Annotated in this window: 11 protein-coding genes and 1 pseudogene; 10 read left to right on the top strand and 2 right to left on the bottom strand. The window is 39.2% G+C overall.

Annotated elements, in window-relative coordinates:
* Window positions 1-12: 12 nt before the first annotated feature.
* Genes BFP71_RS13950 through BFP71_RS13940 form a run of 3 tightly spaced genes read left to right on the top strand, consistent with a single transcriptional unit; the run spans window position 13 to window position 4,172 of the window.
* Window positions 13-519 (top strand): RNA polymerase sigma factor, encoded by a 507-nt coding sequence (locus tag BFP71_RS13950; RefSeq protein ID WP_069836068.1) that lies wholly within the window; start codon window positions 13-15, stop codon window positions 517-519.
* A 55-nt stretch (window positions 520-574) separates the two neighbouring features.
* Window positions 575-1,516, top strand: a complete 942-nt coding sequence (locus BFP71_RS13945; RefSeq protein WP_069836067.1) for a FecR family protein — start codon at window positions 575-577, stop codon at window positions 1,514-1,516.
* Window positions 1,517-1,550: 34 nt separating this feature from the next.
* Complete coding sequence (locus BFP71_RS13940) at window positions 1,551-4,172, top strand: carboxypeptidase-like regulatory domain-containing protein (protein WP_069836066.1); 2,622 nt, start codon at window positions 1,551-1,553, stop codon at window positions 4,170-4,172.
* Between the two features lie 177 nt (window positions 4,173-4,349).
* Here the strand turns inward: BFP71_RS13940 and BFP71_RS13935 are convergent, their stop codons facing one another.
* A complete protein-coding gene (locus tag BFP71_RS13935; RefSeq protein ID WP_069836065.1) occupies window positions 4,350-5,408 on the bottom strand; it encodes a PepSY-like domain-containing protein in 1,059 nt (352 codons plus the stop codon).
* A 194-nt stretch (window positions 5,409-5,602) separates the two neighbouring features.
* On the bottom strand, window positions 5,603-6,670 hold the full coding sequence (locus tag BFP71_RS13930) for a DUF4249 domain-containing protein (RefSeq protein WP_069836064.1): 1,068 nt from the start codon (window positions 6,668-6,670) through the stop codon (window positions 5,603-5,605).
* 145 nt (window positions 6,671-6,815) lie between these two features.
* Here BFP71_RS13930 and BFP71_RS13925 point away from each other — a divergent pair, with 145 nt between their 5' ends.
* From BFP71_RS13925 to BFP71_RS13895, 7 genes and pseudogenes are all read left to right on the top strand, one after another.
* The gene (locus BFP71_RS13925) at window positions 6,816-8,030 is read left to right on the top strand and encodes a DUF763 domain-containing protein (RefSeq protein ID WP_069836063.1); all 1,215 of its coding nucleotides are present in this window, start codon (window positions 6,816-6,818) and stop codon (window positions 8,028-8,030) included.
* A gap of 119 nt (window positions 8,031-8,149) precedes the next feature.
* Window positions 8,150-8,548 (top strand): response regulator, encoded by a 399-nt coding sequence (locus BFP71_RS13920; protein WP_069836062.1) that lies wholly within the window; start codon window positions 8,150-8,152, stop codon window positions 8,546-8,548.
* A 12-nt stretch (window positions 8,549-8,560) separates the two neighbouring features.
* Complete coding sequence (locus BFP71_RS13915; RefSeq protein WP_088125037.1) at window positions 8,561-10,597, top strand: LruC domain-containing protein; 2,037 nt, start codon at window positions 8,561-8,563, stop codon at window positions 10,595-10,597.
* A gap of 263 nt (window positions 10,598-10,860) precedes the next feature.
* Window positions 10,861-11,592, top strand: a pseudogene (locus BFP71_RS13910) (sugar transferase); the annotation flags it as partial.
* A gap of 2 nt (window positions 11,593-11,594) precedes the next feature.
* Window positions 11,595-12,767 carry an acyltransferase family protein gene (locus BFP71_RS13905; RefSeq protein ID WP_069836059.1) on the top strand — a complete coding sequence of 391 codons (1,173 nt, stop codon included), beginning with the start codon at window positions 11,595-11,597 and terminating at the stop codon, window positions 12,765-12,767.
* A 2-nt stretch (window positions 12,768-12,769) separates the two neighbouring features.
* Complete coding sequence (locus BFP71_RS13900; RefSeq protein WP_069836058.1) at window positions 12,770-13,564, top strand: TolC family protein; 795 nt, start codon at window positions 12,770-12,772, stop codon at window positions 13,562-13,564.
* 5 nt (window positions 13,565-13,569) lie between these two features.
* Complete coding sequence (locus tag BFP71_RS13895) at window positions 13,570-15,645, top strand: GumC family protein (RefSeq protein WP_069836057.1); 2,076 nt, start codon at window positions 13,570-13,572, stop codon at window positions 15,643-15,645.
* Window position 15,646: the final 1 nt, after the last annotated feature.

The raw sequence follows: 15,646 nt of genomic DNA, 5'->3' as shown, positions 1-15,646 counted from the left end.
ACCTTAGCCAAAGTGAGTACCCAAGATACCTGCCAAGAATCTGTATACAACGAGTTATTTCGAACCATAGCTCCACTACTCCGCAACTTTCTTTGTTTCAAGTATAAAAACGTTGAAGGTGCCGAAGATATGGTTCAAGAGGCATTTATGGTATTATGGAACAATTGCAAAAAGGTGATGCCAGATATGGCAAAAGCTTATGTATTTAGAGTTGCTCAAAATCAAATGCTGAAAATTGTTGACAAGGAGAAAGTCAAACAAAAGCACATCCCTTTTATTACAAAAACTACTGACCAAGAAGACCCGCAGTATAAAATGGAGTTCTCTGAATTTGACCTGAGAATACAACAGGCCATTGACAGGTTATCGGAAGGTCAGCGAGAGGTTTTCTTATTAAACAGGGTAGAAAAGAAAACATATAACGAGATAGCCGAACTTTTAGACGTAAGTGTAAAAGCCGTAGAAAAGCGCATGCACAAGGCTTTAGTTAAGATTAGAGAAATTCATAAAAATATATAGACTTGGTGGTAGGGTAAAAAACAGGCCAACGTATTTAAGTGTGTTGATAGTATAAATGAGCGAAGAATTAAACGATAGCGAAGACTTTTTAGCCAAATGGCTGGCGGGAGAATTAAGTCCTAAAGAAGAGTCAAAATTTCTTGCCTCAGCAGAAGGCCAAGAATATATGGCTATTGTCAATTCTGTCGAAAAAGTGGCCTTACCGACTTATGACGTTGAAGGCGAACTGGAAAGACTGAAAAACAAGCAAAAGCAGACTTTAAAGCCAACGGCCAAAGTCATCAAGTTTCCTCAAGTTTTTCGATACGCAGCTGCCGCAGTAATAATATTGGGGGCTTATTTAATTTATCAGGTCGCTCAACCCAAATATGAAGTTTACAAAACCATCGCTGGCCAAATAGAGACTATTGTGTTGCCAGATAAGTCTATTGTTACTTTAAACGCTAATTCTACGTTGAAATACAATCCAGATAAATTTGACGAAAACCGACATCTGGAACTTTCTGGAGAAGCCTTTTTTGAGGTGACCAAAGGCATCAACTTTGAAGTAGAAACAGACCAAGGCATAGTTAAAGTCCTGGGTACTTCATTCAACATTTGGAACCGAGAAAACTTACTGGATGTCATTTGTTATACAGGAAAAGTAAATGTTTCTGAAAAGTCTTATACGCAAGACTTAACTCCTGGAGATGGTGTAAGGCTAATAAATGGAAACTTTGATCGTTTATTAGATCAAAACCAACTGAATACTAGGCCTTTATGGATTACGGAAGGTATCACAACTTTAGATGCCGTTACCATGAAAGAAGCGTTAAATGAGCTCAGCAATATTTACGGTATTGAAATTATTTCAAATAAATCTCAAGAAGCGCTACCTTATACTGGAACATTTCCAAATACAGAATTAGAAACTGCCATAAGGCTAGTATTAGGAGCAAATAACATTGAATATACTTTCGATCAAGCCAACAAGAAACTGGTACTCACTGGTAACTAGTACATGCACAACAGCCCTGTGCATACTGTTACTAATGCTACCCAAACTGAGCCTTGGTCAAACTGATCGAGGCCCACTCGTTTCTAATAAACCGTTGAAACAAGTCCTTAATCAGCTTGAAAAGGAATTCTCTGTTTACTTTTCATTCAATCCAGAAGAGCTAAAAAGTAAACGCGTTAGCACAACTGGTGAGCATACCGATTTAGAATCAATTTTAACCGAATTACTGGATACTACTGACCTTACCTTCGAACAGGTAAATGGCAAATTTTATGTAATCAAGACTCCAGAGGCCAAATACGTCCATCTTTCTATCTTGGATAGTGAAAACGGAACTCCACTTCCCTATGCCACTGTGAGGCTAAAAGAGACCCTACTCGGGCAAGTAGCCAACGAAAAGGGAGAACTAAAGATCGTTTTATCGAATCCAAAGGATGCAATTCTTGAGGTTTCTTTCTTAGGCTTTGAAACGATAGAAATTCCGGTTGATAATATCATTTCCAATGCACCATATCAAGTGCAGATGAAACCTTCAGCATTGGGTTTGACTGATTTTGAAGTAAAGGAGTATATAAATGTTGGCATTGGCTCCGATCCAAAAGCCAATAGCTTTCGCGTGCTACCACAGGAAATGGAAATTTTACCGGGTCTCTCAGAAAGAGATGTCCTATTATCGGCACAAATCATTTCTGGCCTCACTTCAAACGATGAATCCGCTTCAGGCATCAATATTCGAGGAAGCGCCCCAGATAATACCATGCTGTACTGGAACAATATACCGGTCTACCATACCGCTCATTATTTTGGTAATGTATCAAGCTTTATCCCCTCTTCAACTGGAGCATTAGACATCTATAAAAATTATATCCCTGTAAGATATGGTGGCGCCACTGCTGGACTGATCTCCGTATCCTCAAGAAACGAAATTGATGGCAATCGAATCGCCGAAGCTAGTTTGAATATGACCCATGCCGATCTCTACGTCAAAGTCCCTTTTAAAAAGGATTTTGGCTCTTTAATGGTGGCCTTAAGGCGGTCTTATAACGATGCTGTGCCGACTTGGACGTTTAATTCCTATTCCACCAAATTATTTGGCAGCGAAACCGACGATGGTCTTGGTGTATTTCAAATAACGGATGACGAAAATGATTTTGAAAGTCAATTGAGTTTCTCTGATGTCAACGTTCGATGGGATTATCAACCGAGTGACAGATCTTTATTTAGTGCCAGTTTCGTCAACAATAGCAGTCGGTTTAATTATAGCGAAGAAGAGCTAATTGAAGACATCAATATTCAGCAACAGCACGACGTAAAAAGCTTCGGCTCTAACTTAGCATGGACTTACAGACTCAAAGATGATTTTTCAATGTCATCAAGCCTAAGCTACTCCCAGTATAATATGGCTTACCGCTTTAATAACTTGAGGGATCTAATTTTGCTCGGTGATGACGACGAGGTAAACCGCAGTAATGATTTGAACAACTTAGAATTTAGACTGAGTAATCATTGGCGGAGAAACGAGAAGGAAGTGATTGAATTTGGCTACCAAATGAATCACCTAGATGTGAAAAATAGAATCGATGCCTCAGACTTATTTGAAGAGGATGAAATCACCGATATTCGATCTATTGGTTTTGTACATGCCTTGTTTGTTGATTACAATTATCGGCCAAATGATAAGCTAGAGGCTGTTTTTAGCGGCCGAGTTACGAATGTTGGTACATTAGGAGAAGCTTTCTTTAGCCCACAGATCAAGCTTAACTATAGCCCAATTAAAGCTCTTGTTCTTAAATCCTCTTTCGGGATTTATCACCAGTACTTAAGCACAATTCAAGAATCTGAATTCACACTTTCCAATGCCGTCGAACAACACTGGTTGCTTTCTGACTTAAACGATGACGAAGATGAAATATCTACCGTTCCAATCATTTATAACCAGCAGTTGACCCTAGGTTTACTCTACAATTTAGATTCATGGCTTATAGACCTAGACTTTTATATTAAAGACATAGATGGGATTTTAGCTACTAACCAACGCTTTGGTTTTGAAAATGACGAGGCATTTGAACCCGGTTTCGAATTACTAAATGGTTTTGATTTGACCATTAGAAAAAGGTGGAAGTATTTCCGTACTTGGTTCAGTTATAATTTTCAAGATTCTAGAGTAGAGTTACCAGATATCTTTGAAGGCTCCTTCGCCTCTTCGTACAACATTCGACATCAGTTCAGGCTCTCAGGAACCTATAATGTCAAAAATTGGGAGTTTTCATTAGGTTATATCTACAAATCAGGACTACCTATTACCAATAAAAATAATCTCTTGGTTGTCGATTCTGAAGATAATGTAGTGCCATTAAATACCCCTGGCACATTCGATGAGGACGAAGACTACGATATTATTTTTTCGAGCCCTAACGATGCTAGAGCACCAGATTATCACCGTGTTGATGCCTCCATCTGGCATAAGTTTGCAGGAAAACCAAAAGGCATTAAGGGAGAAATAGGGCTTAGTTTTATCAACTTACTTAACCGAAGAAATATCTTTAATAGTACCTATTCCTTAGACTTCGATCGGAATGAAAACATCGCAATTTTAGAGCGGACTAAATTCTTTTTGGGCTTTACTCCAAATTTTAGCTTAAGGCTTTGGTTTTAATCGAAGCGATAGTTCTAGTCTCTTCTCATTAGAACCTTTGAAAAGTTATCGAGGCTTAAACACTTTTAGCTAATACATAAAAAAGAAGATGCTTCCAGTACTGTGGTTGCCTCTACAACATTTCCAACAGCACCTTCAACACCTTCTTCGGTCAGGTCAAACGCAATCAATCAAACACTACTCGCCTCCATCATCCTCATCGTCATCTTCATCATCTCCATCGTCGTCCTCATCATCTCCATCTTCGTCTTCGTCATCTACATATTCCCTTAAGAAGTTTCCGTCTACGTCAAATACTAGGATTTTGTCATTTGATAGTTCTATGTAATACTCGTTCGCTTCATCGTCAAACCAAGCTTCTTCGATCGTTTCACCCTGAAAATTGGTATTTACATAGTCTGTGATCGCCTGTCGCAAGTCGGCTACATCCACTTCATCGCAGTACTCCTCGAAATCAAGATCGAACTCTTCTATAAAATTACCTTGAAGGTCAAAAATCACCACCAAATCTGATTCTAGAACAATGATGTACTCTTGCTCTTCGCTATCAATAAAAGCTTCATTAATGGTATCATTAGCATAGTTCGCTGCTATATAATCCAAAATAGCTTGTGGTAAATTGTTCAGCTCAACTTCTTCTAGATCATCAAAATCGTCATAATCATCTTCCGTATATTGTTCAATAAAATTGCCGTCAGTATCAAAAATCAAGACGATTCCAGATTCTAATACGACAACATATTCTCCATCCTCAGCATTAAGACCAGCAATATCCACCGTATCATCGGCATGATTTGTAGTCAGGTAGTCTTGGATTGGTTGGGGCAAATCAGCAACTTCTACTTCTTCAAAATCATCTTCAAAATTGCTTACATAGCCATCTAAGTTAAAGGCAATAACAAACTGCTCGGAAGCATTGAAGACTAACACGGTATCATCACTCAAAAGCACGATGTATTCTCCTGTGCCAGTAAGCCACGTTTCCTCTATCATGTCGCCGCTATAGTTTTCGCTAACATATGTTTGAATCGCTTCAGGTGGCGTTGTCACCTCTTGCCATTCACTCATACCCGTAGTATCGTAATCGCTGGAATTAACGAACCTCAATCGTGAGGTAATATTGGCTCCACTTTGGTCTTCTTGCGGGACAATCTCTTGATCTTTATTATCACAAGAGACTAAAACAGCCATTACAACCATGACCATTAGCATAAAAAGGTTTTTAAATAATTTCATAGTTCAGTCATTAACATTTTTAAATTTTCAGACATATTCACTCGAATTATGAGCGATTTCGAGACTATATACAGGCCTTTCATTTTTACCCTACCCCCTCTGGACAAATTAATTCTGAAAATTACACATTAATACATGTTTATATTTTCATATATATTTATTTATACTTATTATTATTATTATATGTTATTTATTCAATAGTAGTAAGGACGGTGATGGCTGCTGTTTTCAATTAACAAGCAGGCAGTGCATTCTGGAGCTGAACTTTCTGGTGCGGCCGGACAAGGTTGGCGAAGAAAAAAGCTGAATTCGTCACTACTGGCAGAAATTCTGGTCGTATCAGATCGGGCTACCTCGAAATAACCGAAGACTTGTTTCTTAGGGTTATCGGGATAATATAAATTACCTTGAATGTTAGCCACCGTCTTATCGAATATAAAACCCGATAAATCTGCAATTTCCTGAAGCTGAGCCCAATAGTTATAAGCTTGTTCGTCTAGTGTTGTTTGAATCACCGAGTAGTAATAGATAAAGGCAAATCGCCCATCAATCTTAGTAGTTTTAAAGAGTTTACTCGGAATAACGTCGGCCGTCAAATCCCGCCCATTAAAAATCTTAATTTCCTGACCCGATATATCATTGCCTATATAGCAAGGCGGCGGCGGTGTGCCGCAACACTGCGGTGTTTCCAATGCGATATAACTTTCTAGAATATTCCATTTTAAGTAGAAGTCATTATTCGGTTCCAATATTTTAGTTTCTACAAAAAGCTGTGCTGCGCGATTGGCTTGCCGAAAACCCTGCTCTCCTATAAAGAAATCAATCAACTCAAACTTAAGCGACAAAGAATCCTTAGCGGCTAGCCCAGGCATAATCGCTGGTTCTGATACGATTTGTTCTCCGCTAGGTAAATCAATTACTACATGATAAGCAGAACCCTCCCTGGCGGAATCTGAATAACTCAACCTATAATCTCCCGGACTATCAACTTTTTCAAAATATCGACCCAAAAAACCATTGTCACTCATTAAAGAAATGGTCGCTCCACTGATGGGCTGTTGAGCACCGTCGGATCGGTCAGAGGTCAAAGAAAGAGATATCTCATTACCAGCCGTACCATCTGTAATTCTACCGTAAACTAATACAAACTGACTACTAGGGTCGCCCCCTAAATCGATCACTTCAGAACACGCGATGCATACGATCAGCAAGATTGCTGAGATTAGCTTAAAACCCTTTTTTACGTTGACTTTGACCTTCATCGTGTGTTGTTGCTATTGAATTTAGTGCATTTTAAGCTCATTTTATAACTCCTATTTAATTATTGTGGGTTACTCAAGTTTAAACCCCTAGATGATTAGATAACTATTATTTTTAGTTTGCTATATATTTTAGTTATTTGTACTAATGAAACGATCTGGGCACGCAGACCTCCCCTTGCACTATGGAACTGTTCCTCCTTGGCTTGCCAATAGAATGACTAAGCTCGGCCGAGCCATTACCGAATCAATTATCATAGAATATGGTCGCGCAGCTTTTATTAAAAGAATGAGCGATCCGCTTTGGTTTCAGTCTTTAGGAGCGGTAATGGGTATGGATTGGCATTCTTCTGGCATTACGACGTCTGTGATTGGTGCCTTAAAAAAAGCCATAAATCCTATATCAAAAGAATTAGGCTTATACGTTTGTGGCGGCCGAGGCAAATATTCGCGAGCGACACCTCAAGAACTTCTAAAAATAGCTTCACAAACAGGGCTGGATGGCAACGAACTGGTACGCTCAAGCCGCTTAAGCGCCAAAGTGGATAACACCGCTATACAGGATGGGTTTTCTATATATCTACACTCCTTCTTCCTCACACGAGAGGGAGAATGGTCGGTTGTACAGCAGGGAATGAATGGTGATACTGGTTATGCACGTCGGTATCACTGGCACTCTGAAGCTTTCAGCGACTTCTTAAATGAACCACATTCTGCCGTTATTGGATATAATCAGGGTGAAATCTTAAACTTAACAGCTCCTCAAGCACAAGCAACAAAAACCAGTATTTTAAATTTAACAAGAGAAAAGCCTGAACTCATCCAGAAAGTAGCCCAGCGCTATGTTATGATGCCCTCCCATCATGATGTAAAAGCAAAGGATATCGACCTCAAGAGATTGGGCGCGACTTTAGCCCTCGCGCATGACACTGATATCAGCCAATTCGACGAATTACTTTTATTAAAAGGCGTAGGCCCTCGCACGTTACAATCTTTAACCCTTGTGAGTGAGGTAATCCATGGAACACCGTCAAGATTTACCGATCCAGCACGGTTTTCATTTGCCCATGGTGGCAAAGATGGAAATCCATTTCCTGTGCCCTTAAAAGTGTATGATGAAACACTGTCCATTCTAAAAGTAAGTCTGGAAAAAGCCAAAATTGGCCATTCTGATAGAGTGAAGGCCATTAAAAACCTATCCAAAATCTCTCAGCGCATGGAAAAATCCTTTCAGGCTAATACAAATTTTGAGCAAGTGATAGCAAAAGAAAGGGCTGAGAGTCATAAATACGGCGGTATGACAGTATTAGGTAAGGCCAAAAAGCCATTAAACAATCGTCAGGAGCAACTTTCTCTTTTTTAGAAAAACACCCATCTCCTATTCACATCTTCTTATCGAATGATTATTACAGCTTATCGAAACAGATAATTGCTGCGGATTCATACTTCTACATTTGAATCGAACCAAAAATAAATACCGTTATGAGAAAGATATTGATCGTAGAAGACAATTACATGATGAGAGTGTTTTTACTCAACTACCTTGGAAAAACACACGAAGTGAAAGCGGTAGAAACACCTACAGAGGCACAAGCCTTAATCACTCAGGGTCAGCACTTTGACCTTATATTATGTGACTACCAAGAAGAAAATACCGAGGCGTGTCAAATTTTAAACACCCTAAACCTACAAATGGCTTGGTCTGGTACATCACTTTTTATTTTGACAGATGAAGACAAAAGCGATCAGCGTATCAATGCCTTACAGACAGGCGCAAAAGACACGCTGAGCAAGCCTTTTAACCCAAAAGAACTTACCCTCAGAATCAATTCATTGCTTAATCAAACTAATCAATTCACAGGCTTAAGAACCGTAGCCTAAAATTCTAAAAATATGAGCAAAGGATTATTAATGATGCTTATCTGCATGGCGATGCTGTCATGTGTAGAAAAGCCCGAAGTTGAAATTGATCAAGTACCTGAACAGGGAACCGATTTTGACTTTAGAACAACGACATCGACAAGTATTGATTTAACATTTTACGACAATACTAATCAGCCGATTAAAGGTATTAAGGCTAATATTTGGTCTACTCTGAATGGAGAGAAAAACGCGTTGATTTACACCACGCTTACTGATAGCCAAGGGAAAGCTTCTGGGCGCTTGGATTTACCAGCCCACTTTGGTGAAGTCATCATTGAGACAGCCTACATCGGCGTACCTAATTCAATTCACGTGCCTGTTATAAACGGCACGATTGAGATGATTTGCAAAGGAGGTTTAATCTCCACAAAAACAATTGATGCTTATAAATCCTCCAGATCAACTAGTGACGGAAGTTTCTCGATTAATAATGCAGTGGAAAGCTTCACCATAAACTACATGGGCGGCTATAACAACCAGGGAGTTCCAAACTATTTAGAAGCAGAAAGAGATCAGATTTCAAGTACTTTATTAGAATACATCAATGCTTCCCTGCCTGAAAAACAACCAGTACCAGAATTTCACCCTTCTTATTTAGCCAATGGCAAAAAGACAACCTTGGATATTGAGGAAGAATGCGATGTCTGGTTGACATTTGTACACGAAGGTGCTGGTTGGCGAAATGCTATGGCATTTTATACATACACAACAGGTACGCCACCTCAAAGCCTTGATGATATTGACGAAATCAATGTAATTTTTCCAAATCTATCCTATTCAGGATCAGGCGGAGGTCTTTCTTCTGGAGATAAAGTAAATATTGGACGCTTTACTGCAGGTACTTCCATCGGGCTCGTACTACTGGCCAATGGTTGGGATGGTAGCAATTCAGAAGACTATGAACACATTGTCTTTGGAGACAAGAACTTAAACCCTGAGCCTAACGACGACTTGAAACAGCATAATGTGCTGCTTTGGGACGCCGAAAATGAGCTATTTTTAGTTGGTTTCGAAGATGTAAGGCGAGACAACATCCCTTTTCATTGCGATCAGGATTTTAATGACGCCATTCTTTTTGTGACCTCAAACCCTGTGGAAGCCATTAATAAAGACAATGTAAGTCCCATAGACAGACCAGGAACGTTAGATACGGATGGTGATGGTATAAATGATATTTTGGATGAGTACCCTAATGACCCTAACCGGGCATATGATAGCTATTATCCCTCTTCTACCACCTACGGTACTTTTGCTTTTGAAGATAATTGGCCGAATTATGGGGACTATGATTTCAACGACCTCGTGATTGACTACCAGTTCAAGCACATCCTAAATGCAGACAACCAAGTGGTTGCTATGTCTCCAAAGTTTAAAATCAGAGCTGTCGGCGCAGGTTATAGAAACGGTTTTGGTTTCACAACAGACTTATTACCCTCGGATATCACAGCCGTAAATGGACAAAATTTAAGCTCGAATTATATCACCCTAAACAGTAATGGAACAGAAAGTGGGCAGACAAGGGCTACATTTATAATCACTGGAAATGTTCATGATCATTTCGATACAAATGGTTTCGTGAATACAGAAGATGGTTCTACATATCATGAACCAAGTGAGGTTTCAATCGAAATAACATTCCAAAGCCCAAAAACATATGCAGATATAGGCAGTGTCCCTTACAACCCATTCTTGATTATTTCTCAGAATCGTGGAAGAGAAGTTCACCTGCCAGGCTACGCACCGACTGATCTAGTTGACGCCACACTCTTTGGTACCCAAAACGATGATACTGATGTTTCAATAGGCCAATACTACAGGTCAAAAACAGATTTACCATGGGGTATTCATCTACCTGAAAGTTTTGATTACCCCAAAGAAAATTCGGATATTAGGTTAGGACATTTAAGGTTTGATGAATGGGCTAAAAGCTATGGATTCAGTTACATGGACTGGTACCGATCACAAACTGGATATAGAAATACAAGTCACCTGTACCAAAGAAGGTAATCTAAACTTCTGACTTAATTACTTACCGTAGACTCCACTTAATCCAAGTGGAGTTTTTTTATTGAATTCACTTCAATAAAAACAATTCATTTCACTCATATCCAATTAGTTATAAACGTATAATTAGTTATCTAATTTATCAGTTCATTGATCGACATAAGCCCTTCACTCATCTAATAGAACCGACACCTGTAACCATTCGAAATAGCTTTGTAATAGATAAAAGAAAGCTTATGAATAGTTCAAAATCATCTCAATTCGCCAAACGTACTATAGACATTTTTGTATCCGCACTATTGATCGTTTTACTGAGTCCACTACTCCTACTGATCATCATTGCTATCCGATTAGAATCGAAAGGCCCCGTGTTCTATTATGCCATGAGGGTGGGTCAGAATTACCACACATTTAAATTTTACAAATTCAGATCCATGAGAACAGATGCTGATCAAATGATTGATCAAATGAAGCATCTCAACCAGTATGATGCTGGTGAACAAGTTAATTGCGAACAACATGAACTAAATCGTCGCTTAATAACCAACATTGATAAATACAGAGTTGTCGTTGGGGACGAAGGCTATTCAAAGCTCGATGAATTTGAAGGGCACAAAGCCACGGACGAAAAAAATACTTTCGTCAAGTTTAAAAATGATCCAAGAATCACCAGAGTTGGAAGGTTCATTCGAAACACTAGTATAGACGAATTGCCTCAACTCTTTAATATTCTCATTGGTGATATGTCGTTGGTAGGCAATCGCCCACTCCCCTTATATGAAGCGGAAAAACTAACCAAAGACCAAAGTGTAGGCCGCTTTCTGGGTCCAGCTGGTCTAACAGGACTTTGGCAAGTAACAGAACGAGGTAAAGACAGTGCTGATCCAGAGCGCAGGATTCAGTTGGATATCGAATATGCCATGCACCACAATTTTTGGATGGATCTGAAAATCTTATTCAAAACTCCTCTTGCAGCTTTCCAGCACGAAAACGTTTAGTTATGAAGCCTTTCAACAATCTCTTAGAATCATTGACGCGAGATACTGGCGGTAAACGCTATTTACCATTTGTAGACGGTATCCGGTTTATAGCCATTATCCCTGTAGTGTTGCTTCATGCGACAGAACGCTTCGAAAGATACGTGCTCGCTCCTAGTTCAAACCTCGAAACGGAGCTTTCTTATATCATTAGCAGAGGCGCCATTGGGGTGATGATCTTTTTTACCCTTAGTGGATTTATTTTAAGCCTGCCATTTGCAAAACAACACAATCGATTTAGCTACAAAACCTATTTATCGAAAAGACTTACGCGGTTAGAACCGCCATACATATTTTGGATGACCATTTTTGGTTTAGTATTACTATTTAAGGAACAGATCGGTTTAGCAACACTCTTTAATCATTACATAGCCAGCATATTCTATGTGCATAATTTAAGCTATGGTGAGTTTTCCATTATAAATCCCGTAGCCTGGTCACTTGAAGTTGAAATTCAGTACTATTTATTCGCACCCTTTTTAGCACAACTCTATTTCAGTCAGAAAAACACTAAAATTCGCCGAACACTACTCTTATCCTTTACGGTGATTTTCATCATAGCGCAACATCAATTCGGATGGCAATATTTACCTACGAAAGCCTCAATCTTAGGGCAACTACAACATTTTCTGGTTGGCTTACTGATGGCAGATATATATGTGAATGAATCAGTATGGCACAACCGAAAAAGCATCAAGTGGGATCTTATTGGCTTTATAGCAATTCCAGTACTGATGTTTACCTGGACAGAAGAATTAGGTAAGTCATTGATTTTTATGGTCGCTATGTTTGGGTTCTTCACTGCCGCCTTTAAAGGTAGGATTATACATAAGCTTTTGACTTTCCGATGGATCGCGGTGATCGGTGGTATGTGCTACACCATATATCTAACCCACTTACCGCTACTCGAACTGACATATTCACTTATCGGAAGATTCGGTTACTCATCCCCCTATTGGGTTCAACTAACGATTAGCCTCATAATCGCCATTCCTATAGTCTTATTTAGCAGTATGATCTTTTACAAATACACAGAACAACCATTTATGAGCAGAAATGCTACAGTAAAGATCAAGCAATATTTCGCTAATAAATGGATGCTTTTTAAAGGTCATTTAATTACAAAATTCGACTAACCATGAAAGTATTTACAAACCAAATTGAACATGAGAGACCCGACAGTTTGACGGCAATTCAGATTAAGAATCAAAGATTTAACAAAGGCTTTTTTCTAGCCATGCTGTTGGCCCTACTACTCCTATCACAAGTAAGCAAAGCACAAGTATTGGATAACGTAGCCCTCGATAACATCAAACCCTTAGAAGAATTGCTCACTATAGCAGAGGGTAATATGGCTTCTATCGATAGGCTATCCACAAGTCAAGAGAAAGTGATGGAAGAAATCAGTGTCACAAAAAAGAAATGGCTCAGACACTTAGCCCTGACCGCTGGAGTGAATTATGGAAACGGAATCGTTTCTGACCAACTAACTGATGGCGCCACTGACAATAGATTTACTTATCTAACGCGTCAAAACATCACCTATAATGTAGGATTAAACCTGAGACTCCCTTTCACCGAGGTATCTTCAAGAAAACATGAGATAAAGATTCAAAAACTTGAAATAAAGCGCCTAGAAGGCATGAAACAAGAGCAAAGGGACTTTATCAGACAAGAAGTAGTACGCTTTTACAAGGAATTGAAATCATGCTTAAAAGCGGTTGAATTACAAACCGAGGTAGTTGAGGCGAACGAGGTTGCCCTTAAAATCGCCGAGAATTTCTTTAAAGCAGGAAAAACGCCAATGGAACAGTATCGCATGGCGGTAGATGCCTGCTATACATCAAAACTTGAGTACGAGAAATCTAAAAATGAAGCTTGGTATTGCATGAAAATACTTAGTGAATTAGTTGGTGAATCAATCTTAAAATAAACCCCATGTCATTACTAGAACTTATTCGTTTAATCGTTCGCTACTTCTGGCACATAGCTGGTACGGCCCTAGTGCTGACACTCTTAGTCTTCTTTAGCACTAAAAACGATAAGAAAGAGTACGCTACGCATACGCTGCTAAATACTGGACTGATTTCAGGATACAGCATCGAGAGCAGCAGCTCAGGCAGAATCGATTATGCCAAAACCAACAACGAGCTTGAAAACTTGATCAACTTAGCCTTGGCCTATGAAACACATAGAGAGCTTTCTGCCCGATTATTAGCCTACTTTTTATGGCAAGACTATCAAGGCGCACTAGACATTCTTCCTGAAAACGTATCAGATTACAGAAAATCAATCAAGGAACTACCAATCCAAGTCACGGAAAGGGAGAACGAGGAATCTCTCCTTTACCAGATCATCCAAATTCGAGATAAGGACAATGAGAATCCCGTCCATAAATTGATCAATTCTGAAAATGCATTCTTCGGATTAGACCAATTGGCCAATTTAAAGGTGTCACGTGAGGGAAACAGTGATATGATCAGAATGGAATATAGTTCAATAGATCCCATTTTGAGTCAAAAAACACTATCACTTCTCACCGATATATTTATCACACAGCAGAAAGCAAACAAAGAAGGCCAAACAGACTCTGTTATAGGTTTCTTCAAAGATGCAGTAGACAAATCTGACAGAAAGTTGAAGGGTGCTGAAGATGAATTATTAAAGTTTAGAGTAAATAATCAGATCATCAATTACTATGAACAAACGCGTTTCATCTCAGGAAACAAACAAGAACTAGATCGTCAATATCAAGAGGAATTAAAGATCCTAGCCGCATCAAAATCTGCATTGGCGAAAGTAGAAGCAGAAATCGTGGATAAGCAGATTATTCCTCAGCTTCAAAGTAAGATAGCATTTAACAGATCTGAGATTTCTAAGCAAACGGCTATGCTTACACAGTTAGAATTAGTCAATGATACTACGTTTGATGAAAGCAGATACATCAGAAAATCTAATCTCGGTGCTACGATCGATTCGCTAAAGACCGAAATGACAAGTATAGCTGACGAACTAATTCTAGTAAACCAGACTGCTGAAGGCGTTGAAACCAAAGACTTATTGACCAACTGGCTTAACCAAGTCATCATAAAAGAGGAGTCTTCGGCAAAGCTTGAGGTAATGGATATAAGAAAACGAGAGTACGAGATGATTTATGATCGTTTTGCACCGCTTGGCTCTACGCTAAAGAGATTAGAAAGAGAAATAGATGTGGCTGAGCGCGCTTATTTGGAAAACCTGCACAGTTATAATCAAGCTCGACTCCATAAATACAGCAGTATGATGTCGAGTAACTTAAAGGTAATTGATGCACCATATTACCCTGATAAACCATTAAAATCAAAAAGAATGATGATGGTGATATTGGCCTTCCTCGTTGGGCTAGTCTTACCCACAGGTATAATCATAGCCTTGGAGTTGATGGACAGCAGTTTAAAAAACCCTGAAAATGCCAGTGCACAAACCAAGCTGAAAATCGCTGGTGTACTCTCGAAACAACCAGCGCATCCAGATAAACATTTGGTAGATTTCCCTCAATTGAATAAGCAAGCACTAAACCTTTTGGTACAAGAATTAAGGGCAAAAACCAACGGTCAGGATGTTCCAAGGGAGGTAATTCTTTTAAGTACACAACACGGCGAAGGCAAGACCTTGCTATCAGAAAGTTTGAAGGCATATTTCGAGAAATTCTTATCGGCAAGCGACTTAAAAATTCCTGAATTCACTTTTAAAGAAATTGATGCAATTCTACATGAGCCCTATGCACAATCTGACTTACAAGGGGCAGCCATTCACTTATTGGTGGCTAGAGCCAACCGAAAGTGGACAGCTGCCGACAAGCATGCTGTGAAGGTATATTCTAAACTCGCAGGGCAAAAGCCCCTCCTATTTTTAAATGGTGTTTCCGTCGATGTCATGGAAGATATAATTGGTGAAGTACCTAAGCGAAGAACTTGGCTTAGAATGAAAATGAAGCAATTGTTGACCCAAGGTTTCAAACCAGCAACTATTTGAG

It is taken from the genome of Roseivirga misakiensis (assembly GCF_001747105.1).
Taxonomy (GTDB): domain Bacteria; phylum Bacteroidota; class Bacteroidia; order Cytophagales; family Cyclobacteriaceae; genus Roseivirga; species Roseivirga misakiensis.
The sequence above is the reverse complement of the archived record's forward strand: the minus strand, read 5'-3'. Positions and strand labels throughout refer to the sequence as shown.